General features: G+C 61.4%; 19 protein-coding genes and 1 riboswitch. Of the genes, 2 read left to right on the top strand and 17 right to left on the bottom strand.

Annotated elements, in window-relative coordinates; translation table 11 throughout:
- Positions 1-6 precede the first annotated feature (6 nt).
- The 9 genes from Q8L25_RS02890 to hppD form a co-directional block, all read right to left on the bottom strand.
- Complete coding sequence (locus Q8L25_RS02890; protein WP_308923487.1) at positions 7-657, bottom strand: hypothetical protein; 651 nt, start codon at positions 655-657, stop codon at positions 7-9.
- A 45-nt stretch (positions 658-702) separates the two neighbouring features.
- Positions 703-2,283 carry a hypothetical protein gene (locus Q8L25_RS02885; protein WP_308923486.1) on the bottom strand — a complete coding sequence of 527 codons (1,581 nt, stop codon included), beginning with the start codon at positions 2,281-2,283 and terminating at the stop codon, positions 703-705.
- Positions 2,284-2,325: 42 nt separating this feature from the next.
- Positions 2,326-2,619: an SHOCT domain-containing protein gene (locus tag Q8L25_RS02880; RefSeq protein ID WP_308923485.1), complete on the bottom strand. Its 294-nt coding sequence runs from the start codon at positions 2,617-2,619 to the stop codon at positions 2,326-2,328.
- Between the two features lie 92 nt (positions 2,620-2,711).
- A complete protein-coding gene (locus Q8L25_RS02875) occupies positions 2,712-3,665 on the bottom strand; it encodes a WYL domain-containing protein (protein ID WP_308923484.1) in 954 nt (317 codons plus the stop codon).
- 137 nt (positions 3,666-3,802) lie between these two features.
- Positions 3,803-5,629 (bottom strand): M14 family metallopeptidase, encoded by a 1,827-nt coding sequence (locus Q8L25_RS02870; RefSeq protein ID WP_308923483.1) that lies wholly within the window; start codon positions 5,627-5,629, stop codon positions 3,803-3,805.
- Positions 5,630-5,756: 127 nt separating this feature from the next.
- Positions 5,757-8,483: a TonB-dependent receptor domain-containing protein gene (locus tag Q8L25_RS02865; protein ID WP_308923482.1), complete on the bottom strand. Its 2,727-nt coding sequence runs from the start codon at positions 8,481-8,483 to the stop codon at positions 5,757-5,759.
- A 120-nt stretch (positions 8,484-8,603) separates the two neighbouring features.
- Entirely contained in the window at positions 8,604-10,106 is a 1,503-nt protein-coding gene (locus Q8L25_RS02860) for a S41 family peptidase (protein WP_308923481.1), read from the bottom strand.
- Between the two features lie 161 nt (positions 10,107-10,267).
- On the bottom strand, positions 10,268-13,864 hold the full coding sequence (locus Q8L25_RS02855) for an indolepyruvate ferredoxin oxidoreductase family protein (RefSeq protein WP_308923480.1): 3,597 nt from the start codon (positions 13,862-13,864) through the stop codon (positions 10,268-10,270).
- A 311-nt stretch (positions 13,865-14,175) separates the two neighbouring features.
- On the bottom strand, positions 14,176-15,303 hold the full coding sequence (hppD, locus tag Q8L25_RS02850; protein ID WP_308923479.1) for a 4-hydroxyphenylpyruvate dioxygenase: 1,128 nt from the start codon (positions 15,301-15,303) through the stop codon (positions 14,176-14,178).
- Between the two features lie 125 nt (positions 15,304-15,428).
- Between hppD and Q8L25_RS02845 the strand changes: the two genes are divergently transcribed.
- Entirely contained in the window at positions 15,429-15,959 is a 531-nt protein-coding gene (locus tag Q8L25_RS02845; protein WP_308923478.1) for an Lrp/AsnC family transcriptional regulator, read from the top strand.
- On the opposite strand, the gene Q8L25_RS02840 is transcribed toward Q8L25_RS02845, so the two are convergent.
- The 4 genes from Q8L25_RS02840 to Q8L25_RS02825 are packed head-to-tail and all read right to left on the bottom strand — an operon-like array spanning position 15,951 to position 20,473.
- A complete protein-coding gene (locus Q8L25_RS02840) occupies positions 15,951-16,658 on the bottom strand; it encodes a GNAT family N-acetyltransferase (protein WP_308923477.1) in 708 nt (235 codons plus the stop codon). The genes Q8L25_RS02845 and Q8L25_RS02840 overlap by 9 nt on opposite strands.
- Complete coding sequence (locus Q8L25_RS02835) at positions 16,655-17,770, bottom strand: multifunctional CCA tRNA nucleotidyl transferase/2'3'-cyclic phosphodiesterase/2'nucleotidase/phosphatase (RefSeq protein WP_308923476.1); 1,116 nt, start codon at positions 17,768-17,770, stop codon at positions 16,655-16,657. Before Q8L25_RS02835 ends, Q8L25_RS02840 begins: the two co-directional genes overlap by 4 nt.
- Before the next feature lie 17 nt (positions 17,771-17,787).
- Complete coding sequence (locus Q8L25_RS02830) at positions 17,788-18,504, bottom strand: glutathione S-transferase family protein (protein WP_308923475.1); 717 nt, start codon at positions 18,502-18,504, stop codon at positions 17,788-17,790.
- A gap of 22 nt (positions 18,505-18,526) precedes the next feature.
- Positions 18,527-20,473, bottom strand: coding sequence for a transglycosylase SLT domain-containing protein (locus tag Q8L25_RS02825; RefSeq protein WP_308923474.1), 1,947 nt, complete (start codon positions 20,471-20,473; stop codon positions 18,527-18,529).
- Between the two features lie 65 nt (positions 20,474-20,538).
- Here Q8L25_RS02825 and Q8L25_RS02820 point away from each other — a divergent pair, with 65 nt between their 5' ends.
- Complete coding sequence (locus tag Q8L25_RS02820; protein WP_308923473.1) at positions 20,539-21,138, top strand: 5-formyltetrahydrofolate cyclo-ligase; 600 nt, start codon at positions 20,539-20,541, stop codon at positions 21,136-21,138.
- Positions 21,139-21,154: 16 nt separating this feature from the next.
- On the opposite strand, the gene metF is transcribed toward Q8L25_RS02820, so the two are convergent.
- The 4 genes from metF to metK all read right to left on the bottom strand — a co-directional run bounded on the left by metF (position 21,155) and on the right by metK (position 25,367).
- Positions 21,155-21,985, bottom strand: coding sequence for a methylenetetrahydrofolate reductase [NAD(P)H] (gene metF, locus Q8L25_RS02815; RefSeq protein ID WP_308923472.1), 831 nt, complete (start codon positions 21,983-21,985; stop codon positions 21,155-21,157).
- Positions 21,972-22,328, bottom strand: coding sequence for a phage holin family protein (locus tag Q8L25_RS02810; protein ID WP_308923471.1), 357 nt, complete (start codon positions 22,326-22,328; stop codon positions 21,972-21,974). The genes metF and Q8L25_RS02810 overlap by 14 nt, the downstream gene beginning before the upstream one ends.
- An 80-nt stretch (positions 22,329-22,408) precedes the next feature.
- Positions 22,409-23,833 carry an adenosylhomocysteinase gene (gene ahcY / locus Q8L25_RS02805; RefSeq protein WP_308923470.1) on the bottom strand — a complete coding sequence of 475 codons (1,425 nt, stop codon included), beginning with the start codon at positions 23,831-23,833 and terminating at the stop codon, positions 22,409-22,411.
- A gap of 26 nt (positions 23,834-23,859) precedes the next feature.
- A riboswitch (S-adenosyl-L-homocysteine riboswitch) is annotated at positions 23,860-23,927 on the bottom strand.
- A 273-nt stretch (positions 23,928-24,200) separates the two neighbouring features.
- Positions 24,201-25,367 (bottom strand): methionine adenosyltransferase, encoded by a 1,167-nt coding sequence (metK, locus tag Q8L25_RS02800; RefSeq protein ID WP_308923469.1) that lies wholly within the window; start codon positions 25,365-25,367, stop codon positions 24,201-24,203.
- Positions 25,368-25,385: the final 18 nt, after the last annotated feature.

Below are 25,385 nucleotides of genomic sequence, written 5' to 3'. Positions count from 1 at the left end.
AACTCCTTATTCGAGAATGATGGCGAGGGTTTTCTGAGCTTCGCGGTGCGTAAATTCCGCCCGTTCCAACAGATCGTTGAAGATATGGTTTTCCAACTGATGGTGATGGCTGAATTCGTTGAGCAACTGCCATTCGATACTGGAGATGCTGCCCTTGGTCAATGCAAACAACATCAGCTCAAACAGCATCAGTTTTGGTACGGATGGCACGGGTGCCTTTCTATCTTTAAGCAACTCACGCAGCACATCAAGCGCGACCGTCGCACGGGCGGCTGGCTCTTCGGCAGTCTCAATGGGAAGTCTGCCGATGCGCTTGACCAAGGACCACTCAATACCCTTGCGCTCCATCCGATCTGGCGTGCCATCTATTTTTCCGTCGGTTTCTTTTCCACACGCATAGATAAGCTCGGCCATTGCCATCGATTCACGCTCATTGCGCTGAATGGCGGAAATTGTGCCTGCGGGAATTGTTTTTGAAGGTGTTTTCTTCATGAACATGGAAAGAACAGGTCCCATTGCTGCTTTGAGTAGAGCATCTGAAGGGATCGTCAGGCCATGTTTTCCTACCCGTGACACAGGCTTGTCAGCAATACTCAACAGTTCAGCAATACAGAGAAAATCTCGTCTATCGTCTACGGATAACTGCTTCAGTAACATGTATTACTCCGATCTGAGAAAATAAAAGTGGTAATAGAGTTGTGTTTACAGCTGCAAAGGCTGATCCGACAGCATGAAGTCATCAAACTCGGCCTGCGATGCAAATTGCAGCTGCTTGCCCAGCAAGCCCGCATAGTGATTGATGGCCTGCGCCAGCTGATCGACGCTGCCGGCACCAACCACGCTGATGGCTAAAAACAATTGCTGCGTTTCCTGGTGCAACTGCGACATTTCTGTTCGCACAAAGGCATCGAGCGCGGCCTGCTGTTCGGCGATCTGCGCACGCGCGTCCGTTTCGATGGCTCGTACGCGTTCGAGATTGACGCGCGACTGTTCCGCTCCTTTGGCGGCATCGAGTGCACTCTGATAAAAAATCGACGAGAGCGTATAGCCAACCATGCCACCGATGGCCGCGCCGACAAACGGGATGGGAATCGCAATCTGTCCAAGCGCGGCCATCATGCCGCTCGATAACATCCCTGCGCCCTTTTCCCCCACTTCGGCCAGCAATTCGCTTTCGCTGATCTCGCCATGGACATAGCGCTTGATGGAGCTGCCGAGCGACAGGCAGATATTGACCACCAGCGTGGGGGCGCTGCTATTAGCCAGCCCACGCAGCGTTTGCTGGCCGGATTGCTGCATGCCGCCCTTGATGGCTGCGCCGAGCGCAGCCGTTCCATACCCGATAGCAGCGGACTTGGCGACGTCCTGCCCTACCCGCGCCATGGCGCTGCCCACTTGCACCCTGCCCTGGGCGACAGCAAACGAATTGCTCAACAGCGAAATGCAGCCACCGATGACCGCGCCGCACCTCGCACCCTCGATACCGGCACGGTGGCTGGTCACCGCGATATCGCGCAGTGTGGCAACTCCCGGATCAGTGCGGTAAAACAGGGCATCGCCACTGGTCAGGCCACTGTCGGTGACCTGCTCGGCCAACTGCTCGTAGTTCTGCGCTTCACGACGCAGCTTGGCAGCAACCTCGGACTTGCCAAGCTGCTCCACTGTTTGCGCGTCCTTACGCAACTGCCGCGCACGTTGCTGGCAAAACTCCCTGGCGCCCTCGTACTGCTCAGACGGCAACTCGAGTTTCACGCCACGATAGCGCGCAAATTTGCCATCATCACCGGCGATATCATTCAAGAGCTTGTCGCGATTGCCGACGAATTTCATCTGCGTCTGCGAGCCCTCGATAATCTGACCGTCCAGCATCTGCACGCGATCGACGACGTTATGGTTCTTGCCATACTGTGGCAAGTCATCGCTGCGCGTGATACGGATCTTCGAGCCGCCAATGATGGCTTCTGCATTGTCGCGGCTGGTGGAAGCGACCTCGGCGGAAAAGCCCGCCTGCTGCTTGAGATTGCTCTTTGCCATCTCCGCCGACTCGCTACTGACCTTGTACTTCGAGATGCCGGCGAGGCTTTTGGCAAACGTCTGCCCTGTTGCATGGTCGATGCCGCGATAGCCCTTGATGAATTCAGCATTGGCACTGCCAAAGCGGCCGACGATTTCGTTGGCGGACAGCGCCACGCCGGTGCGCAGGACGTCATGGCGGATCTCGTCACGGTGCGATGCCTGTCGCTCTTTGTCGTTGTCGTCGGCGGTGAAAATCAAGGAAGTCATGGCATTCATGCGCTTAATGTAAAAACAATCAATGGAAACGGCTCAGGACAGCGCCGTCATCTTGGCAAGCAGATGCCGTTTGGCCTGCTCGAACTCGGCTTGCGTCAATGCGCCGCTCTGGAACAAGGCAAACAAGGCACGCAATTCTTCGATGCGGGATTGGTAGCACGCATGAAACTTGGGCAGCGGTGCATCAAGGTCCGTTTCCGCTGGCGTCACCGCCGCTGGATTTGGCATCACCTGGGAGCGAATATGCCCAGCGCCACGGGCAACGGAGCGCGCGCTGGCATACATGCCGTACAGCAGGCAAAGTACCAGGAAGGCGCAGATCAACATGAGTATCAGCATGGGTCAAGAACAGGCAAAAGAGTGATCGGAACAGCGCAAACATGGCGCTGCGCACGGCATGACACCATTGTCGGCCCACTTCACGTCAACTTGTGTCGCAGCGCCGCCTCGTCATCACTTTCACGTCGGATATTCCATACTTTCCCGCCAAACCCACTCAACCACCACGTCAACTGGGCGGTGTCGGCCAAGGTCGCTTCGACCTCGAAACAGTCGTCTTGGACGTCGACCCGCTGATCGCGCGACAGCGGTGATTCGAGCAGGTGCAAGCCGGCTTCTTTCTCGATGCAGAAGCGCAGGCGAATGCGCTTGCCATTACCCATGCCAAAATTTCCGTCAGCGTCGTAGCGCTGCAAGTCGAAATCGACAGGGTATTCGAAGTCATGCGCTGTTACATGTGCCAGCAAGATACGATGCAGCGCCAGGATGCGCTCTTCATCGTAACCTTCATAGCGGCAGACCAAGTAAAGCCTGACACCCTGCTGTGCCAGTCCGAGCGGCATTACACGAGCGCTTTTGCGCTTGCCCGCTGCATTTTGGTAGTCAATGTCCAGCCAACGGTTGGCGTACAGTGCATTACTGACACTTTCAAAAACACCGGCCTCGATTTTCGGTGGCAGCAGCGGCTGGGTAGTACTGACAACACGCACCTTCTTCAGCCATTGGGTGGCAGGCTTGCCTGAATTGCCAAGTCCAAGATCGCTGCGTGCTTGTTGAAAAAAGTTATCCAGGGAACTCATCAAGCTGCTCGGTAACAAATGGCGTAGCTGCTGTTGCGCCAGCAGCAACAGCAACGATTCCTGCTCACTGAGCATGGGCAATGCCAGCCCACCGGAAAGCTTTTTCCAGCGATAGCCGTATGGCCTGCTGCTCTCATCGCGTTCGATATCGTAATGCTCTGAGAGCATGTCAAGATGGCGCTGGACAGTACGCAGGTCACGATCGATTCCTGCGTTTTTGAGCTGCTTGTGCAAGTCTGGGGCCGTGACGAGGTGGCTGCTCGGGATACGGCGTATCAACTCGGTCAGGGCCACTGCGGTTTCAAGTGAATGAGGTCGCTTGGACATAGGAAGGCACTACGTGAAGCGACACATGCGCGCGACACGAGCTACATCTTTCATCGTGAAAATAGTTGCTTTAACTATATCACAAAATTTCCTATAGGAAATTTTTATTTAGGAAAGATTTCATATATATCACTTCGTGAAATGTTTTCACGAAACGCATGTCCAGCCGGTGCCACATCCGTGCGCAGCACCGGATACAGATTCAGGCGCTCGTCCCACGACGCATGGCGGCGCGCGAAAAACGCCAGCCGCGCTTTCGGGTTGTGCGCAAAGGCCGGGTCGTCGGCCAGCTTCTGGCGGAACTGCGCCGCCAGTTGCGGGTCCGCCGCCAGCTGCGCGCGCGCCACATCTTCGGCCACGTAATCTTCCATGTATTCCTTCGCTTCGTAGGCCGTATTGAAACTGCCCCAGGCTTGCAGCGAATCGGGCGCGCGCGGCTCCAGCAGGGCCAGCACCAGGCGCGCCTTGGGCTGGTTCACCGGCACATACAGGGCGCCGGCGCCGATGGCGCGCTCCTCCGCCTGCCACTCGCCCGTCACCTGCGCCGTCTGCCGGCCCTCGAACGATTGCGCGCCGAATTTCACGCTGCCGGCGCGAAAAGTTTCGACCGCTTGCCTGGCGATCGCCGTGCGCAGCAGCTGGTACTGCACGCCATGCTGGCGCAGTTTATCGGCCACCATCGCGGCGTGGGCGGCCGGCACCAGGTAGCCGGCTTTCGGCGCCGTCACCTGCAGGTCGGGCACGATCTCGTCGCGCAGCGGCACGCGCCACAGCTGCGGCGTGGTCTCGTCGTAGCGCGTCATCAGGGCGCCCGAAATATCGGACGGTGTGCGCGTATAGGCGTAGCCGCGGAAATCGATCATGCGGCTCTTGTCGGTGGTTTTGTAGCTGAGCGGCTGCGTGCTGCCGGCCAGGTGCTGCGCGCGCGCGTCCGCCGCCAGCGCGGTATCGCGCCAGGCGGCGCCGTGTTGCGCCACTTGCTCCAGCAGCGAGACGATGGTGTTGCGGGTGATGCGCACGCGGGTCGGGTAATCCTTCCACGAATGGGTTTCCACCAGCACGCCGAAGCGGTTGCGCAGCTGGAAGTAGCCGTGCGAAAAGCGCGGATTCGGCGGGCCGTCGACAAAGCCCGATTGCGGATTGTCTTCCTCGGCAAACGAGATGTAGAACGGCTTCGGGTCCGACCCTTGTTTGGCCAGGTCGGCCAGCACGCCGTCGCGCAAGCTGGTGCCGGCCTGGCGCAAGGCCACGTCGCCCGTGTGCACGGGTTCGACCTGGATCGAGATATCGGGTTCGAACTGGGCGCCGTCGGTGACATGCAGGTCGACATAGGCCAGCGGGTCCCAGGCGTTGACCAGCGCCAGCATCTGCCGCATCTCGGGTGCGTCGGCCTTCATGTAATCGCGGTTCAGATTGTAGTTTTGCGCCGTGCTGCGCCAGCCCATTTCCACCGGGCCGCGCTGGTTGGGGCGGTTCCACTGTCCGAAGCGCTCGTGGCCGTCGATATTGAATACCGGCACGAACAGCAGCACCTGTTTGTCCAGCGCACCGGGCGCCGCCTTGCCATCGAGGACTTCGCGCAGCGCCAGGAAGCCCGCATCCTTGCCGTCGATTTCACCTGCATGGATGCCGCCCTGCACCAGCAGCACCGGCAGCTTGCGGCGCGCAGCCTCCTGCGCACTCAACACACCCGTATTCGACACCGCCAGCGCCAGCATCGGCCGGTTTTCCGGCGTGCGGCCAAATTCGAAGCAGCGCACCTGTTTCGGGTAGCGGGCCTGGAACTGCTTGCACAAGGTCTCCACTTCGGCATAGCGGCCCGTGTTCAGGAAACCAGAACGTTCGGCGATGGTGGTCAGGGGAGCGGCGGCGTGGGCGTGAGCGGAAAATACGGACAACAGGACGGCGGACAGCAGGGCGTGGCGTAGCATGGGAGGACTCCATCGGGGGATCGGCAAGCGGGCAATTATAGATGCCGTGGCGGTCGTCCAACCGCGCCGAAAAATAAAAAAGCCGGGACCGCGTTGGCGATCCCGGCTTGGCTCTGACGGCTACAAATTACGATCCAAAATGGTAATTGAATTCGATCCAGCCCTGGCGTCCCACGGGGCTGTAATTGCCGATCGGGTAATACGGCCAGCCGCCGCTGCTGTCGCGCTTGATCTTGTCGAACACATTGTTGACGATCACCGACACGCTGGCGCGGTCATTGATGCGGTAGACAGTGCTGATATTGGCCAGCGCCGTCGGCGTCAGATAGCCGGTGCCGGCGGAGTTCGGCACCTTGCCGTAGCGGCTGACCAGCAAGGTGTTCGACCAGTCGCCCGCGCCCCAGTTGACGCTCAGGTTCAGCTTGTCGGGCCAGTCCATATTGGTCAGCGACTTGGTTTCGTCGATTTCCTCGTCGCCGGCGAATTGCTGCGACTTCTTGCTCAGCACCTTGGCGTAGTTGGCCTTGAAGGCGAAGCGGCCATAGTCGGTGGTGCGCAGCAGATACTTGAGGCTGACGTCGATACCGCTGCTGCTTTGCTTGGCCGCATTGATCGGGTTGACGGTGATGGTCTTGATCTCGCCCGCCTTGTTCAGCGCGGTGGCCGAGTAGCGCTCGATGCGCCCCAGGGTGTCGACGCAGGTCGGTGACGTGATGTCCGTCTTGCCCAGGCGGCAATCGGCTTCGTCGCGCAGCAGTTTGTCATCGCTCAGGTTGGTCACCAGGTCATCGATCTTGATGTTCCAGTAGTCGACCGACACATCGAAGTTCGCGCTGGGCGACCAGACGGCGCCGATGCCGAACGATTTGCCTTTTTCCGACTGCAGGTCGCGGCTGCCGTTCTGCACGTAGTCGGCGCCAGGCGACTTGTTGGCAAACTCGCAGGTCTCGATCGGCTGGCCGGCGGCGCCGCAGCGGTAGTAGTCGGTGGTGCTCGAATAGTAGCCGGTGCCGCGCGCCTGGTAGATATAGTTCATGTCCGGCGCACGGAAGCTGGTGGCGTAGTTGGCGCGGAACAGCAGCTCGGGCGCCGGACGCAGTTCCAGCCCGCCGTTGTAGGTGAACTTGCCTTCCTTGCGGCCGGCAAAGCTGTAGCGGTCATAGCGGCCGGCCAGGGTGCCGGTCAGCTTTTCATGCAGCGGAATATTGAGTTCCGCGCCCAGCGCGGCGCGCGAGCGGGTGCCGGCCGTGATGCCCGAGCCGGTGGCCAGGTTGAAATAGCCGTCGTTGATGCGCGCATCGGGTTCGTTGCGGAAGCCCTGCTTGCCTACTTCGGCAATCGTCGCGATTTTTACGGTTCCGGCCGGCAGCTGGAACAGGTCGCCATTGGTGGCCAGGCTCAAAGTATTGGTCCAGGCCTTGTCGTGGCTGGTAGCGTAGTCGGTGATGCCGTTGAATTCTTCCGGCGTCAAACGGCGCGACAGGCGCGCGGCGTCGGGCGCGTAGATGGCCACGCCATTGGCGTCGGTGCCCAGCTTGGGGCCGAGGAAGAAGCTGTCGATGTTCGAGCGCATGCGCGGCGTATGGCCTTCGCTCTTGTAGATCGAGGCGTTGTAGTTCGCTTCATACTGCCAGGCGGTGCCGGGAATGCGACCCTTGGCGCCCAGCGACACAGCGGTGGCCAGGTCGTCCCAGCTGCGGTTGTAGCGCTGCACGCCGCCGATTTCCTCGGGCGAGATATAGCGGGTCCACTCTTCGTAGCCGCCCGTATTCTGGTTCAGGAAAGAGCCGCCGTTCAGCGAGGCCGAGGTCCACGACGGGCCGCGCGTATTGTTGACGGTCTTGTTCTTGCCGAGCAGGAAATCGGCAAACAGGGTGGTATCGGCGTCAAGCTCGTAATTGGCGCTGCCGAACACGTTCTGGCTGCTGTTCTTGGTTTGCGTGGTCCAGTAGGTGGGACGGGTTTTCGGGCTGGCGCAATAGCTGCCGTTCTTTGCCGTGTACTTGATGACGCTGCCGCCATACATGTCGCCAAAATCATTGCAGGTATTGCCCAGGTCGACATAGCTGCCGGACGTGCCCGATTGCAGGGTACGGCGCGAGGCGACGATGGTCGGCACGCCCGAGCGGCTGGACATGAAGTCGCGGTCCATGCTCGACAACGGGTCGCGCTCGCTCAGCTCGACGCTGAACAGGGTATGGAGCTTGTCGAAGTTGCCGCCGCCCGTCAGCTGCACGCGCTGGCTGGCCGCGCCGCCGCGCGAGGTACCGCCGGCCTTGACATTGATGTCGAAGCCTTCGGCCTGTTTTTTCAGGATCACGTTGACCACGCCGGCGATCGCGTCCGAGCCGTAGATGGCGGAGGCGCCGCCGTTCAGGATCTCGATGCGGTCGACGATGCTCGACGGAATATTGGCCAGGTTGGTGAAGTTGACCGCGCCGTCATAGGCGATCGGAAAATCGGCCAGGCGGCGGCCGTTCAGCAGAATCAGGGTGTGGTTCGGGCCCAGGCCGCGCAGGCTGATGGTATTGGCCGATGGCGTGAAGGTATTGCCGTAGTCTTCGCCCTGGGTAAAGCCGCTGTTCTGCACCTGGTTGTTGAGCGCGTCGAAGACGTTCTTGTAGCCCTGTTTGGTGATCTCGTCGCCGGTCAGGATGGTGACCGACGAAGGGCCTTCCAGGCTGGCGCGCGGGATGCGCGAACCGGTGACGACAACAGCCTGCGGGGTGGCCGCAGGCTGGTTTTCCGCTGCCGGCGCTGGCGTTTGCGCCTGTGCCTGTGCCTGCGTTGCGGCGCCGCCCAGCACGGCCAGTACGGCCAGTGCCAGCGGGTGTAACGTGTAAGCTTTGTGCATTGCTAAATATCTTAGAGGTAAGAAACCTCGCACGATAGCAAAATGCCAGTCCTCGCAGAACGAATGCTTTCTTCTTTCCTTATATCAATATTGTTATAAGCCAAAGCACCGGGAGGTGGCTTACTGGCGGATGGCGATCTCCTTGTACTGCGGACGCAGCACCCGCAAGGCCACGCTTTCCGAACTTTCCACCGTGCTCAACAAGCGGCTCAGGCCGGTAGCCGGCGTGCAGCTGCCCGTGACACGGTAGCGCAGCGCAGCCGCCAGCATGCCTTCGTTGCTGTCGCCCAGCGCGTGCTGGTAGTCATCGTCGACCTGGCAGGTTGGCTTGATGCCGTCCGCATAGTCGCCGAAGCCCTTGGCGTTGACGCCCTGGAACTGCACCGCAAAATAGGTGGTGCCGCAATTCGGCTGCGGGTAGAAGCCATACGGCTTGCCGCAGGTGGTGCCGCCGATCAGGTTGACTTCCACGTCGACGCCACGCAGGCCGTTGATGATCGATTCGCTGGCCGAGCAGGTATTGGCGGTGGTCAGCACCGTCACGCGCTTGAGGCCCAGCGTCGGCAGGGCCACGCCGGCAGCCACGGGATTGGATGCCGCGTAGCCCACGCTGCGCGTGCGGAACACCGACGGCGCCGGCGATTTCTGCTTGTCATTGAGCTGCAGCTGCTCGAAAGTCTTGCCCGCCACCTGTGGACCGGCAATCATGTACGCCAGTTCATTGGCCACGTCGAGCAGGCCGCCGCCGTTATAGCGCACGTCGAGCACCAGGTCGCTGATGCCGGCCGCCTGGAATTGCTGCATCGCCTCGATCAGCTGGCGCTCGGCCACGTTGTTATGCGTATTGAAAGTCAGGTAACCGACCTTGCCGGTCGGCGTATCGATGATGCGCTGGTTCTGCACGGCCGTGGTATTGACTTCCACCGGCGACAAGGCGGCACTGATGCTGACGCCATTGCGGCTGAACGCCAGGCGGTGGCTGTTCTGCGCTTCCGGAAACAGGCCTGCGTTGATGGTATCGACGCTGGCCTTGTCGCCCGCGTTGACGAAGTCGACGCCGTCTATGCTCTGCAGCACGTCGCCGCGCTGGAAGCCGGCCAGCGCCGCCGGCGAACCCGGCTCGACGATCGAGATCACCGCCTTGCGCGGCGGCGTGGTCTGGCTGACCGCGAACAGCATGCCGTAGCCAAATTCCACGCCCTTCAGCGACGCTTCCCATTCCGCCGTCGTGTAGGTGAAATGGAATTGATCCTTGGCCTTGCCCGAGGCGGTGACGCTTGACGTTTTCAGCACGTTGAAATAAGCGATGGGGGTGCTGAAGTTTTGCGGCAGGTAGGTGGTCGGCACTTCCTTGTACCAGAGATAGGTCTCATCGATCCAGCTGCGCACCCAGGTCAGCTCGTTCAACAGCGTTCCCTGGCGATCGGTGCTGTTGCCGGCGCGCGGCTTCTCGCACAGGTTTTGCACGGTGGACGCGGCGACGATGGTCGGCGTGGTGCCGGTCACCGGCGGCACCGGCGTTTCGCTGACGGTGGTGCTGCCGCCTCCGCCGCCTCCGCCACAGGCACTAAGCAGCAGCAACAACGGCGTGGCAATCAACGATACATTACGCAAAGTCTTCACAATTATTTTCCATAAAGAAACTATTCATGAATTATAGTGCTTTTCAGGCAAACAGTTGCCTGTTCCGATACTGAAAAAAACATGTAAAAAATGGCGCCCGCAGGCGCCATTCTTTTACCCCCGGCTCAACTGCCAGGTTGACAGCCTGGTGTGAGCGTACATCATGCCACAGTGGCGGCCAGCGGCGTCGGCGTCAATGGTGGCGCGACCAGCGGCGCATTGAATGCAGTCAGCAGGCTGGCCTCCTTCTCTTTCGCCGCCACCAGGTGCCGTTCCTTCACATGGCCATAGCCGCGGATATCCTCCGGGATACTGGCGATCGCCACCGCTTGTGCCAGTTTCGCCGTAGTGAGTTTCGGCAGCAGGCCGCCCACCGTGCGGCGGTATTCCTCGATCAGCGCGCGTTCCATCTTGCGCTCGGCCGTGTAGCCGAAGATGTCGAAGGTACCGCCGCGCAGGCCTTTCAGCTTGGCCAGCACGCCGAAGGCCTTCATCATCCACGGGCCGAATTCCTTTTTCACCAGGTGGCCCTGGGCATCGGTCTTCGCCATGATCGGCGGCGCCAGGTGGAACTTGAGCTTGATGTCGCCTTCGAACATGGCGGCGATCTTGGCCTGGAACGCGCCGTCCGTGTACAGCCGCGCCACTTCGTACTCGTCCTTGTAGGCCATCAGCTTGTAGAAATAACGCGCCACCGCTTCCGTCAGCCGCAGCTGCGGGCCGTTCAGGGCGCTCTCGGCGGCGCGCACCTGGCCGACGAAGTCCAGGTACTGCTGCGCATAGGCACGGTCCTGGTAGGCCGTCAGCAAGGCCACCCTTTTCTCGATGATGTCGTCGAGCGTGTCGATGCGCTTGAACTCGACCACTTTGGCCGGCGCCGTCATGCGCTGCAGGCTGGCCGTGTCATGGGCGCCCGCGCGGCCCCAGTTGAAGGCGGCCTTGTTGAAGGCCACCGACACATTGTTCAGGTCGATGGCTTTCATGATCGCCGCCTCGCTGAGCGGTACCTTGCCCTTTTGCCAGGCGTAGCCCAGCATGAACATATTGGTGGCGATCGAGTCGCCCATCAGCGCCGTGGCGATCTGGCCCGCGTCGATAAAGTCCACATGGTCCTTGCCGCAGGCTTTTTCGATTTCCATGCGCGCGGAGGCACCGGGGAACTGCCAGTCCGGGTTTTTCACGAACGCCGCCGTCGACGAACTGGTCGAGTTGATCATGGCCCAGCTGCGCCCTTCCCCCATGCGCGACAAGGCGTCGCGGCTGGCGGTGACGATCAAATCGCAGCCGATCACCAGATCGGCCGCGCCGGTGCCGACGCGGGTGGAATGGATATCTTCCTGGCGGTCCGCCAGGCGCACGTGCGACATCACCGGGCCGCCCTTTTGCGCCAGGCCGCTCATGTCGAGCACGGAACAGCCCTTGCCTTCGACGTGGGCCGCCATCGCCAGGATCTGGCCGACGGTGACCACGCCCGTGCCGCCGATGCCGGTGACTAAAATACCGAACGGCTCGGCCGTGGTCGGAATCACGGGTGTCGGCAGGGCCGGAACTTCCGGGCCACCCTGGTCGGCGCTGGCCGCTTTTTTCGGCTTTTTCAGGCCGCCGCCTTCCACCGTGACAAAACTCGGACAGAAACCCGTGGTGCACGAAAAATCCTTGTTGCAGGACGACTGGTTGATCTGGCGCTTGCGGCCCAGCTCGGTTTCCAGCGGTTCCACCGACAGGCAGTTCGATTGCACGGAACAGTCGCCGCAGCCTTCGCAGACGGCTTCGTTGATCACGGCGCGCTTGGCCGGGTCCGGGTATTCATTGCGTTTGCGGCGGCGGCGTTTTTCCGAGGCGCAGGTCTGGTCGTAGATCATGGCCGACACGCCCGGCATGTCGCGCAGTTCGCGCTGCACGTCCATCAGCTCGGAACGGTGGCGCACGGTGACGCCCTCGGCCCAGGCGTAGTCGGACGGATATTTTTCCGGCTCGTCGGTGACGACAATGATGGGGCCCACGCCTTCGGCGGCGATCTGGCGCGAGATAATCGCCGGCGATAACGGCCCGTCGAATTCCTGGCCGCCCGTCATCGCCACCGCGTCATTGAACAGGATTTTATAGGTGATGTTCACCTTGGCCGACACGGCCGCGCGGATCGCCAAAATGCCGGAGTGGAAATACGTGCCGTCACCAAGGTTGGTGAACACGTGCTTTTCATTGGTGAACGGCGCCTGGCCGACCCAGGTCACGCCTTCGGCGCCCATATGGGTAAACGTCGACGTTTCGCGGTCCATCCACAGCACCATATAGTGGCAGCCGATGCCGGCCAGCGCGCGCGAGCCTTCGGGGACTTTAGTCGAACTGTTGTGCGGGCAGCCCGAGCAGAAGAACGGCGTGCGGTCCTTTTGTGGATCGGGTTTCACGCTGATGGCCTTGAGGACGTTTTCCTTCGCTTCCAGGTAGGCGATGCGCTCCTTCACGCGCTGCTCGACCGGATGGCCGGCGTAGTAGCGCGAGATGCGGCTGGCGATCGCGCGCGCAATCATGGCGGGGTTCAGTTCATAGGTGGCCGGCAGCAGCCAGTCGCCGTGGCCGGTGCCCTTCTGGTTGCTCCATTCACCCGTGTCGTCGAACTTGCCGACCACGCGCGGACGCTCGCCATCCTTCAGGTTGTACAGTTCCTCCTTGAGCGCGTATTCGAGGATCTGGCGTTTTTCCTCCACCACCAGGATCTCATCGAGGCCCTTGGCGAACTCGTGCACGCCGTCCGCTTCCAGCGGCCAGGTCATGCCGATCTTGTACAGGCGGATGCCAATATCGGACGCCGTCTGCTCGTCGATGCCGAGATCGGCCAGCGCCTGGCGTGTATCAAGGTAGGATTTGCCGGCGGTAATGATGCCGATGCGCGCTTTCGGGCTGTCCCAGATGATTTTATTGAGCTTGTTGGCGCGCGCGTAGGCCAGCGCGGCATACCATTTGTAGCTGTTCATCCGCACTTCCTGCTCCAGCACGGTGTCCGGCCAGCGGATGTTCAGGCCACCGGCCGGCATTTCGAAGTCGGTCGGCAGGGTGATCTGCACGCGGTCCGGATCGAAGTCGACAGCCGCGCCCGATTCGATAATATCGGTCACGCATTTCATCGATACCCACAGGCCCGTATAGCGGCTCATGGCCCAGGCGTGCAGGCCGTAATCGATATATTCCTGCACCGACGACGGGTACAGCACCGGAATGCCGCAGGCGTTCAGGATATGGTCGGACTGGTGCGCGGTGGACGACGACTTGGCCGCATGGTCGTCGCCGGCCAGCACCAGCACGCCGCCGTGCTTGGCGGAACCTGCGTTGTTGGCGTGCTTGAAGACGTCGCCGCAGCGGTCCACGCCCGGGCCCTTGCCGTACCACATGCCGAACACGCCGTCGTATTTGGCGTCTTCGAACAGATTGGTCTGCTGCGTGCCCCACACGGCCGTGGCCGCCAGGTCTTCATTCAGGCCCGGGTGGAACTTGACGTGGTGTTCGTCCAGGTATTTCTTGGCTTTTACGGCCGTCATGTCGACCGAGGTGACGGGCGAACCGCGGTAGCCGGTGATATAGCCGGCCGTATTGAGGCCCGCTTTCAGGTCGCGTTCGCGCTGCATCATCGGCAGGCGGATCAGCGCCTGCGTGCCGGTCATGAAGGCGCGGCCGCGCTGCAGCGTGTATTTGTCGTTGAGGGAAATATCGGACGCGTGCGCGCCCGGCTCAAGATTCGAGCCCTTGACTGGTGCATTCATTACTTGTCTCCATTATTCTCTGTGCTACGCGTGCAAAGTCGGTTGAACTCACACGTACCGCCATGCCTTGTAAGCGCGACGGTGCGGAAAAATGACTTGTTTGTCGTAGACTACCACAGGAATGCGCGCGGTTCTTTTGCTGCACTGCACTCCCGGGCGGGTGCTTTTTTTATTACTTTTTGTTATTTTTCAAGCGACGCTCGTGTCTTTCAACACGCCGCGTTTGATCTGGTCCAGCTCGATCGATTCGAACAGTAGCGTAGGTCGGGTTAGCCCGCAGGGCGTAACCCGACAAACACCACCGGTAAAAATCAGGCAACGCTCTTGACCTGCAACACCCCGCGCTTGATCTGGTCCAGCTCGATCGATTCGAACAGCGCGCGGAAGTTGCCTTCGCCGAAACCCTGGTCGCCCTTGCGCTGGATAATCTCGAAGAAGATCGGGCCGATCACCGTCTGCGTGAAGATCTGCAGCAGCAGTTCGCGTTCGGTTTCGGTGCTGTGACCGTCGATCAGGATACGCAGACGGCGCAGTTCATCGAGCTGCTCGCCGTGGTTCGGCAGGCGGCGGTTGACCAGTTCGTAATAGGTTTCGATGGTGTCTTGGAAATCGATCCCGGTGTCGCGCATGCCCTGCACCGAGCCGTAGATATTGTCGGTGCCCAGCGCGATATGCTGGATGCCTTCGCCGTGATACTGGTCCAGGTACTCGGCGATCTGCGACTTGTCGTCCGACGATTCATTGATCGGGATGCGGATCTTGCCGCAGGGCGAGGTCATGGCTTTCGACTTGAGACCCGTGTGCTTGCCTTCGATATCGAAATAGCGCACTTCGCGGAAGTTGAACAGGTTTTCATAGAAACCGGCCCATTCCTTCATGCGGCCACGGTGCACATTGTGCGTCAGGTGGTCGATATAGGTCAGGCCATGGCCGACCGGATTGGCGACCGCGCCGGGAATGGCGACAAAATCGACGTCGTAGATGCTGATGTCGCCGATGCCGCCCGGCGCCGCGGCGCCGGCTTTGTCGGCGCCCTTGCCGCGCCAGCGGTCGACGAAGTACAGCAGCGAATCGCCCACGCCCTTGATGGCGGGGATATTCAGCTCCATCGGCCCGGTCTTGTTGTCAAAACCCCAGGCGCCCAGCTCCAGCGCGCGGCGGTACACAAAGGCGGCGTCATCGACGCGGATCGCGATGGCGCATACGGACGGGCCGTGATGGCGGGCAAACCGCTGGGCGAACGAATCCTGTTCCGCGTTGATGATGAAATTGATGTCGCCCTGGCGGTACAGGGTCACATCCTTGTGGCGGTGGCGCGCGATGGCCGTGAAGCCCATGTTCTCGAACAGCTCGCCCAATGCTTTTGGGTCTGGTGCTGCATACTCGACGAACTCGAAACCATCGGTACCCATCGGGTTATCCCAAGGTTGAAATTGCATGATGTCTCCTCCTAGAAGTAGGGCACAGTATAGGCGGGGGCGGCCGGCATTAAATGCCAAAGATCTCCCGAACAACCATGATTTGCGCAATAATATTGCGTGAAACAAGTCCCACGGAGGTACGCATGAGCAAAATTACGCTGGATAAAACCGACCGCAAGATCCTCTCGGTGCTGCAGGCCGACGGCCGGCTGTCAAACCAGGACGTGGCCGAACAGGTCAGCCTGTCACCATCGCCTTGTCTGCGGCGGGTCAAACGGCTGGAGGAAGCGGGCGTGATCCGCCAGTACGTGGCCCTGCTGGACCCTGAAAAGATCGGCCTGGGCCTGTTGGCCTATGTCAATGTGCGGCTGGAAAAGCACAGCGACGCCGCCGCCCATACCCACAGCACGGCGCGCGTGCTGGCGCCCAACCTGGTGACGACCACCTCGCCACGGGCCGATTTCGCGGTGGCCGTGTCGCAATGGCCGGAAGTGGTGGCCTGCTATGCGATGACGGGCGAAATGGATTACCTGCTGCGCGTGCACGTGGAAGACATGGAGCATTTTTCGCGCTTCATGATGGCGACCCTGTTGCGCCATCCGGCAGTGCTGGACGTGAAATCGAGCTTTGCCCTGCAGCGTATCAAGGATACGACCGCCCTGCCCTTATTGTGACGGCGGTTCCTGGGGCTTTTTCTTGCGCCCCGGCAGGCTGTCCCACAGCTTGGACGCGGCGCGCGCATTGGCCTTGAAGGTGTAGTCGAACATGGCGAACTGTTCCTGCACCGCTTCCTGCAGCATGCTGCTGGGGTTGGGCGGCAGCAGTTTTAGATAGGCATCGGCTTCGCCATATTCGCGCTGGATTTCCATGCCCGCCTTCTTGGCGATATGCATCATCGTCTTGTTGGACGACAAGCAATGCATGTACAGCGTATCGACATCGTTGTTGCGGCAGTGAATCGCCGCCCGCTCGAACAGCTTCGAGCCCACGCCCATGCCGCGCATCGATTTCGACACCGACACGCCGAACTCGGCCACCTGCTCCTTGGTCGTCACCACGCTTTTCGCGGGCGACTTGTCTTTCGGCGCAAACGCCAGGTGGCCCACGCCGACCAGCTTGAAGGTGCTGCTGTAGACGCCGTAGACCATATCGCGCGAAAAATCCATCTTCTGCACATATTGCGCCACCAGCTCGTCGGGCAGGGAACTGCCGAAGCGCAGCAGGCGGTCGCTCTTTTCCAGCGACAAGAAGTGTTTCATCATCCGGCGCCGGTCGCGCTCGTGCAGCTGCTTGACCAGCACCGCCGGACGCGCATCACCGGTTTTTTGCAGCCAGCGGCGAAACGGATTCTGGAACAGTTTCGGCAGGGTCATGGCACTTCCCGGCTGCTGATCACGTTGCTGACGGCTTCCACGCGCGCGGCATGAATGACTTGCGGGATACGTCTCGGTTCCTGTGCGCAGCCCAGCGCCAGCGCACCCGCATCGACGCCGCGCACGGCCGCCAGCATCGCTTGCAGCCAGGCGGACTGCGGAAAAGCGCGGTCCCGAGTCACTCGCGCAGCACATTCGACCGCCTGCAGCATCTGCACAAAACGCTGCGGCTTGCGCAGGCCGTCGCAGCGCTCGCACAAACTGACCAGTTCTTCCGCGCTCAAGGCCAGCGCATTTTCGATAACAAGCTGCTCGCGCGCCGCCATCACCGCCAGCTCGCGGCAGTCGTTCGGCACGCGCAGGCGCTCGCCCAATGTATTGATGTGTACCACCGGCACCGCCAGCATCAGCACGGCAAAGCGCACGCACAGTTCATGGCCTTCGGCGGCTGCGCGGTCGATCACCTGCAACAGACGGTCATTGACGGTCAGCTCGGGCAGTATGCGCGCCAGGGCGCCGCAGTCCTGCAGCACCGTCAGCATGCGCGACGGCTGCGCTTCCATCAAGCCCTTCGCCACCTCCTGCCAGACGCGCTCGGCCACCAGCGCATCGACTTCGCCCTGCGCCACCATGCCGCGCATCAGCGCCAGGGTAGCGGGCGCCACCGTAAAATCGCCGAAGCGGGCGGCAAAGCGGGCCAGGCGCAGCACGCGCACCGGGTCTTCGCCAAAGGCGTCGGAGACGTGCCTGAACACTTTATTATGGATATCGTCGACGCCGCCAAACGGATCGCTCAACTGGCCGTCTTCGTCGCGGGCAATCGCATTGATGGTCAGATCGCGCCGCACCAGGTCGTCTTCCAGCGACACGTCGGGCGCCGCATGGAAGACAAAGCCCCGGTAGCCGGGCGCCGTCTTGCGCTCGGTGCGGGCCAGTGCGTATTCCTCCTGGGTCTGCGGGTGCAGGAACACAGGAAAATCCTTGCCGACCGGCCGGAAGCCCTTGCGCAGCATCTGCTCCGGCGTGGCGCCCACCACCACATGGTCATGGTCCTTGACCGGCAAGCCCAGCAAGGCGTCGCGCACGGCGCCGCCGACCGTATAAATCTTCATCTCAGGCACAGTCCCGCTTAATCCGGCAAATCGGCATCATGCTTGGCCGCCACTTCCGTCTCGGCCAGCGCTTCCGTGATCCAGCGTGCCACGGCCGGGTGCGCCTGCACGCGCTCGCAATACGCGTTCAGGGCTGGCGCCAGCGACACGCCATAGGTACGGAAGCGCATTACGACGGGCGCGAAATAGGCGTCGGCAATCGAGAACTCGCCGAACAGGAACTGATGGTGGCCGAAACGCGACAGGCACTCTTCCCAGATTTCGCTGATGCGGCCGATATCGGCCTGGGCACCCGGCGTGCGGCCTCGGCCCGGCAGGTGCGCCTTGATATGCATGGACATATCGTTGCGCAGGTCCGTAAAACCCGAATGCATTTCGGCGCAGATGCAGCGTGCCATGGCGCGCGCGGCCACGTCCTGCGGCCACAGGTGTTTGTCCGGAAACTGTTCGGCCAGGTATTCGCAAATGGCCAGGCTGTCCCAGATGGTGATCTCGCCGGCCAGCAGCACGGGTACGCGGCCGCAGGCCGAATATTCGGCGATCTTGCTCGACGTATCTTTCTGGTCGAGCAGCACGCGTACTTCCTGGAACGCAATGCCGAAGGCGTGCAGCGCCACCCACGGCCGCATCGACCAGGACGAATAATTCTTGTTGCCGATAATAAGGGTCAGGCCGGGCTCGCGCGCGCTGGACAGGGCTTGCTTCAGGCTGGGGTCAAGGACGGTGGTTTGCATGATCGGCTGTCGGTTAGTGAGATTAAGGCAAATCGGCGGCAATCGCGCTGTTTTTCGGACCCACCGTACCCAGGCGGGCCTTCAGCGACTGCGGGCTCTTTTCAAACAGGGCCGCATAATAAGTGGCGTTGGACATCACGTTTTTCACGTAGGTGCGCGTTTCCGTGTACGGAATGGTTTCGGCAAACACGGCCCCTTCCAGCGGGCGCGTCATGGTGGCGCGCCAGATGCGCAGCCGGCCCGGGCCGGCGTTATAGGCGGCGCTGGCCAGCACTTGCGAGCCATCGAGGCCACCCAATACCATGTTCAGGTAATTGGTACCCAGCAACACGTTGGTGCGCACATCGCTGAGCGTTTCCGTGACGAAATCGCTCAAGCCGATCTTCTTGGCCACATAGCGGGCCGTCGACGGCATCACCTGCATCAGGCCGGAAGCGCCCACATGCGACTGGGCATCCATGATAAAGCGCGATTCCTGGCGGATCAGGCCATACACCCAGGCCTTGTCCAGGCCCAGGGTCTGCGTGGCCGGATGCATCACGTCGTCGTGCGGCGTCGGGTAGCGCTGCGTATAGTCCACTTCCAGGCGCGTGCGGTCCGAGGTGTTGACCATGCGGTCGAGCACATTGTTCTGGCGCGCAAATTCGGCGGCCGCCAGGTGCTGGCGGTCCGTCATCGAGCGCAATTCCCAGTTCCATTCGCGCGTACCCTCGAAACGCAGGCGCATATTGAAAAATTTCAGCGCGCGCTGCAGGCCCGGATTGGCGGCCATGGCGGCGATTTCCGCCGGGCTGACCGGCTGGCCCGGTGGCGGCAGCACCAGATGGTTGCCCAGCTCTTCATTGGCCAGCAAGCCATAGAAATTCGACTGGTCATTGATGCTGCGGTACAGCTTGTCGGCCTGGGCGTTGGCACGGCCCGGGGTTTCCGCCTGCAAGGAGCGCGCCAGCCAGTAGACCCAGGCCGGGTCCTGGCGCAGGGACGTCGGCATGGCCTGGATGGTCGATTTCACCAGCGGCCAGTTGCCTTCACGCAGGGCGATCCTTGTCTTCCACTGCAGTTGTTCCTGGGTCAGCGGCGCACCGCTGGACTTCTGCCAGTATTCCAGCGCTTCCGGCGCCAGCGAATACGAGGCCTGCAAGGCCAGGCTGGCCCAGCCTATCGCCTGTTCCTGCGCCGTCAGCCGGGACAGGTTTTTTTGCAGCGCCACCACGCCCAGTTTCAGCGTGCTCCTGGCCATGCGGCCCACGGCCACCAGGTACATTTCATGGTCGGCACGGCTGTCGCCCGGGCCCTTGGCCAGCACCAGCGCCGGCAGGTCGATCGCCTGCGCCATTTTCGCGTCCGAGGCGCCCAGCAGCAGCGCGATGCGGCGCGCCGGGCCGGTGGCGTTGCTCTGGCCGGCCAGGCGGATCTGCGCCCATAAATCGTTGCTGTCGAACTGCCCGCTTTGCGCCAGCGCCGTGATCAGGCTGCCACACGCTTCGCCATAACCGGGCGGCGAGAGCAACAGGTTGCGCGCCTCGTCCGCCACTTTCTGGCCCTTGGCCACGCGCGACATCAGCGCATAGCATTTCAGCTGGGTATCGTCATCGAGCGCGAACTGCGGATATTGTTCATCGAAAATCACCCAGTTGCGCTGGCGGCCCAGTTCCAGCAGCCAGTCGTTGCGGAAACGGTCGGCGATCGCGCTGCCCTTGTAGCGGGCCAGGTAATCGCGAAATTGCGCTTCGGAGAGCTGCCGGATGCGCGGTTTCAGCCGATAATAGTCGACATAGGAGGGCACCTGGTAATTGGCCAGGCGGCCGGCATAAAAATCGACCTTCTCGAGATCGTCCTTGCGCGCGGCGTCGCGCAGCAGCAGGAAAGCGTCATCTTCGCTGCGCGTATCGGGGACGGCCGGATTGACTGGGGTGGCGGCCTGGGCAAATGCGGCCAGGGGTGTGAAGGCGGATGCAACACACAGCATCGTACCGGCAATCCATTTCAGTGGGGAAATCAATGTACGACTCTCAATGTAGGCTTGATGGTGATATGAATAGCGACCCTAGAATAACATGCGATCCGGCCAGCTCGCCACCCATTGCTCTACAGGAAAAGGCCAGCCTGCGCAAAGCCCTGCTGGCGACCCGCCGCGCCCTGCCCGAAGCCGTCCGTAGGCAGTGGGATGCGGCCATCGCACAGCGCCTGCTGGCATGGTGTGCAACTGAAAACATTGCCGAACTTGCCGTCTACTGGCCCCTCCATGGCGAACCCGACCTGCATGCCGCCTACGCCGAACTCAACACGCGTGGCGTGGCATTGAGCCTGCCGGTGGTACTGGAAAAGCATGCGCCGCTGGCGTTTACAAGCTGGACGCCGGGCGAGCTCATGGTCAAGGACGGCATGGGCGTGGCCGTGCCGGCCGAGCTGCGCTTGCGGACCGCCCCGGCGACCCTGCTGGTACCGTGCCTGGGTTTCAATCCGGAGCGCTACCGGCTCGGTTATGGCGGCGGTTACTATGACCGCACGCTGGAACAGGCGCCGCGCCCGCGTACCCTGGGCATCGCCTATGGCTGCCTGCAGGCGCAGTTTGCCAGCGGCCCATATGACATCGCCCTCGATCACATCGTGACCGAGGGCGATCTGCTCTGAAGAAATCAGAACGGGATTACTTGACCAGCCGCTGCCACAAGGCGGTGGTGGGCGCCGCCTGGTTCATGCTATAGAAATGCAAGCCCGGTGCGCCGCCTTCGAGCAGGCGTTCGCACAGGCTGGTCACCACATCGAGGCCAAAGGCCTTGATCGAGGCGCTGTCGTCGCCGAAGCTGGCCAGTTTCAGCCGCACCCAGCGTGGAATTTCTGCACCGCACATGTCGGAGAAGCGCATCAGCTGTGTGTAGTTCGTGATCGGCATGATGCCGGCCACGATGGGCACGTTGATGCCGATCTTCTGCGTCTGCTCGACAAACTGGAAATACGCGTCAGCATTATAAAAATACTGGGTAATGGCCGCATCGGCGCCGGCCTGCACCTTGCGCGCAAACGCCTGCAGGTCGTCTTGCGGCGAACGGGCCTGGGGATGCACTTCGGGATAGGCCGCCACTTCGATATGGAAATGGTCGCCCGTCTCGGCGCGGATGAATTCCACCAGCTCGTTGGCGTAGCGGAACTCGCCCGATGCGCCATAGCCGCTCGGCAAGTCGCCGCGCAAGGCCACGATGCGGCTCACGCCGGCCGCCTTGAAATCGGCCAGCACGGCGCGGATCGACTCGCGCGAACCGCCGACGCAGGACAGATGCGGTGCGGCTTCTTCGCCGGCCGCCAGGATGTCGCGCACGGTGTCGAGCGTGCCCTGCTGCGTGGTGCCGCCGGCGCCGAACGTCACCGAAAAATACTTCGGCTGCAGTTCGGACAGCCTGGCGCGCGTGACACGCAATTTTTCCGCCCCTTCCGGGGTTTTCGGCGGGAAAAACTCAATACTGAAGTTATGGGTTGCCATCGGTTTTACTCAAAAGTAAGGTCGACAAGGCCCAGGAAATGATGCTGTACAGAATGGCGCCACCCACGGCCGACCAGAAACTGGCGACATGGAAGCCATCGACCACCTGCGCCACCAGCCAGAACAGAAAGCCGTTGATAATCAGGATAAACAGGCCCAGCGACACGAAGGTCACCGGCAGGGTCAGCACGACCAGCAGCGGACGGATCAGGGCATTGACCAGCCCCAGCAAGGCAGCGGCCAGCAGCGCGGTCCAGCCGCTGCTCATGGTGATCGAATGCATCAGGTAAGGCACGGCAAACAGGGCTGCCGCATTGATAAACCAGATCAGAAGCAAGCGCATTTCTTTAGCCTGTCAAAAGAAGAGTCAGGCCGGCGGCGGGCGCCGGCCCCGGGAGGGTGATGTACAGCCCAGCCTACCGATTAGTAACGATAGTGTTCCGGTTTGTATGGACCTTCCGTACGCACGCCGATGTAGTCAGCTTGCTCCTGGGTCAGTTCCGTCAGTTGCGCATTCAACTTTTTGAGTTGCAGGCGCGCGACTTTTTCATCGAGGTGTTTCGGCAGCGTGTAGACGCCGACCGGGTAGTTGGCCGTATTGGCGTACAGTTCGATCTGGGCGATCGTCTGGTTGGCAAACGACGAGCTCATCACATACGACGGGTGACCGGTACCGCAACCGAGGTTGACCAGGCGGCCTTCGGCCAGCAGGATGATGCGGCGGCCCGACGGGAAGATGATGTGGTCGACTTGCGGCTTGATGTTTTCCCACTCGTATTGCTTGAGCGAGGCGACGTCGATTTCATTGTCGAAGTGACCAATGTTGCAGACGATGGCCTGGTCTTTCATGCGCGTCAGGTGATCGTGCGTCAGGATATGGTAGTTGCCGGTGCAGGTGACAAAGATGTCGCCGTGTTCGCAGGCGTAATCCATGGTCACCACGCGGTAGCCTTCCATCGCCGCCTGCAGGGCGCAGATCGGATCGACTTCCGTCACCCATACTTGCGCCGACAGCGCGCGCATGGCCTGGGCCGAACCCTTGCCGACGTCGCCATAACCGGCGATCACGGCAACCTTGCCGGCGATCATCACGTCGGTGGCGCGCTTGATGCCGTCGACCAGCGATTCGCGGCAGCCGTACAGATTGTCGAATTTCGACTTGGTGACGGAGTCGTTGACGTTGATCGCAGGGAAGGCCAGCTTGCCTTCTTTATGCATCTGGTACAGGCGGTGCACGCCGGTGGTGGTTTCTTCGGTCACGCCGAGGATTTCCGGCAGGCGCTTCGAGTACCAGGTGGCATCGACGGCCAGGCGCTGCTTGATCGAGTTGTACAGGCAGATCTCTTCTTCCGAGGTCGGGTTCGACAGCACGGAAGCATCGCTCTCGGCGCGCACGCCCAGGTGCAGCAGCAGGGTCGCGTCGCCGCCATCGTCGAGGATCATGTTCGAGTAGACCGCCTTGCCGTCGACCGAAGGCCATTCGAAGATGCGGTGCGTGTATTCCCAGTAGTCGTCCAGCGACTCGCCCTTGACGGCGAATACCGGCGTGCCGGCGGCGGCGATGGCGGCGGCGGCGTGGTCTTGCGTGGAATAGATGTTGCACGACGCCCAGCGCACTTGCGCGCCCAGTGCTTCCAGGGTCTGGATCAGCACGGCGGTCTGGATGGTCATGTGGATGGAACCGGTGATGCGCGCGCCCTTCAATGGCTGCGCTGCCGCGAATTCCTCGCGGATGGCCATCAGGCCAGGCATTTCCGTTTCAGCAATCTTGATTTCTTTGTCGCCCCATGCGGCCAAGGTGATATCGGCGATGGTGTAGTCGTGTTGCGATTTGAGTACGGCGTTCATCACGCCCTCCTTTCAGTTGTGAAAAAGGTACGTGAGCGCAGTTGCAGGATATTCCGAGCCTGGCGAATTTCTTCGTCGCAACGCTCCTCGGACGCCGGATTTTAACATTGTCAAGGTCGGCGCGCCAATCAAATTCGCGCCACTTGTCAGACTGCAATGCCAGCACCCAAGTCGCCAGCACTGGCTCTCGGGCCAAGCGTGGCCGAAAAATGTCGAGGGCAAGGCGCAGCGACGCAGACAGTACGAATGTACGGCAAGGAAGCTGCAACGCCGCCATCGGCATTTTCTCGGGCCTGCGTCTCCGGCCCGCTGGATTTAACGTCGAAAGCACCCCAAAGCAAGTGCTCTCTCACGCATTGAAAGGGCTTTACTTCAGGCCAGCCGCATCACGCAACAGGGCGACCTTGTCGGTACGCTCCCACGTGAATTCCGGCTCTTCGCGGCCGAAGTGGCCGTAGGCGGCGCTCTTCTGGTAGATCGGGCGCAGCAGGTCCAGCATCTGCACGATGCCTTTCGGACGCAGGTCAAAGTGAGCCAGCACCAGTTTCGCGATTTCCGCGTCGGGAATCACGCCCGTGCCTTCGGTATAGACGGTGATATTGATCGGCTTGGCCACGCCGATGGCGTAGCTGACCTGCACCTGGCACTGGCGCGCCAGGCCGGCGGCGACGATGTTTTTCGCCACGTAGCGGGCGGCGTAGGCGGCCGAACGGTCGACTTTCGAGGGGTCCTTGCCCGAGAACGCGCCGCCGCCGTGCGGGGCCGCGCCACCGTAGGTGTCGACGATGATCTTGCGGCCGGTCAGGCCACAATCGCCTTGCGGGCCGCCGATGACGAAGCGGCCGGTCGGGTTGACGAGGAATTTGGTTTCCGTCAGCCACTCGCGCGGCAAAATCGGCTTGATGATTTCCTCGATCACGGCTTCTTCGATCTGCGCATGCGTCATTTCCGGCGCATGCTGGGTCGACAGCACCACCGTGTGCACGCCGACAGGGCGGCCGTCGACATAGCGCAAGGTCACTTGCGATTTCGCGTCCGGACGCAGCCATGGCAGGCGGCCATCCTTGCGCAATTGCGACTGGCGCTCGACCAGACGGTGCGCGTAGTGGATGGCGGCGGGCATCAGCTCGGCCGTTTCATCGCAGGCGTAGCCGAACATCAGGCCCTGGTCGCCGGCGCCCTGGTCGAGGTCGATGCCGGCACCTTCATCGACGCCTTGCGCGATGTCCGGCGACTGCTTGTCGTAGGCCACCAGCACGGCGCAACCCTTGTAGTCGATGCCGTATTCGGTGTTGTCGTAACCGATGCGTTTGATGGTCTCGCGCGCAACTTGAATATAATCCACATTGGCGTGGGTGGTAATTTCACCCGCCAGCACCACCAGGCCGGTGTTGCACAGCGTTTCGGCGGCCACGCGGGCGTTCGGGTCCTGGGTCAGGATGGCGTCGAGAATGGCGTCGGAAATTTGATCGGCAACCTTGTCGGGGTGGCCTTCCGAGACGGATTCGGACGTGAAGAGATAATCGTTGGACATGCAAGCTCCTGTTTACTA

The sequence above is a fragment of the Janthinobacterium sp. J1-1 genome (assembly GCF_030944405.1).
Classification (GTDB): domain Bacteria; phylum Pseudomonadota; class Gammaproteobacteria; order Burkholderiales; family Burkholderiaceae_D; genus Janthinobacterium.
Note: the sequence above shows the minus strand (reverse complement) of the source record. Positions and strands in the feature narration are given on the sequence as shown.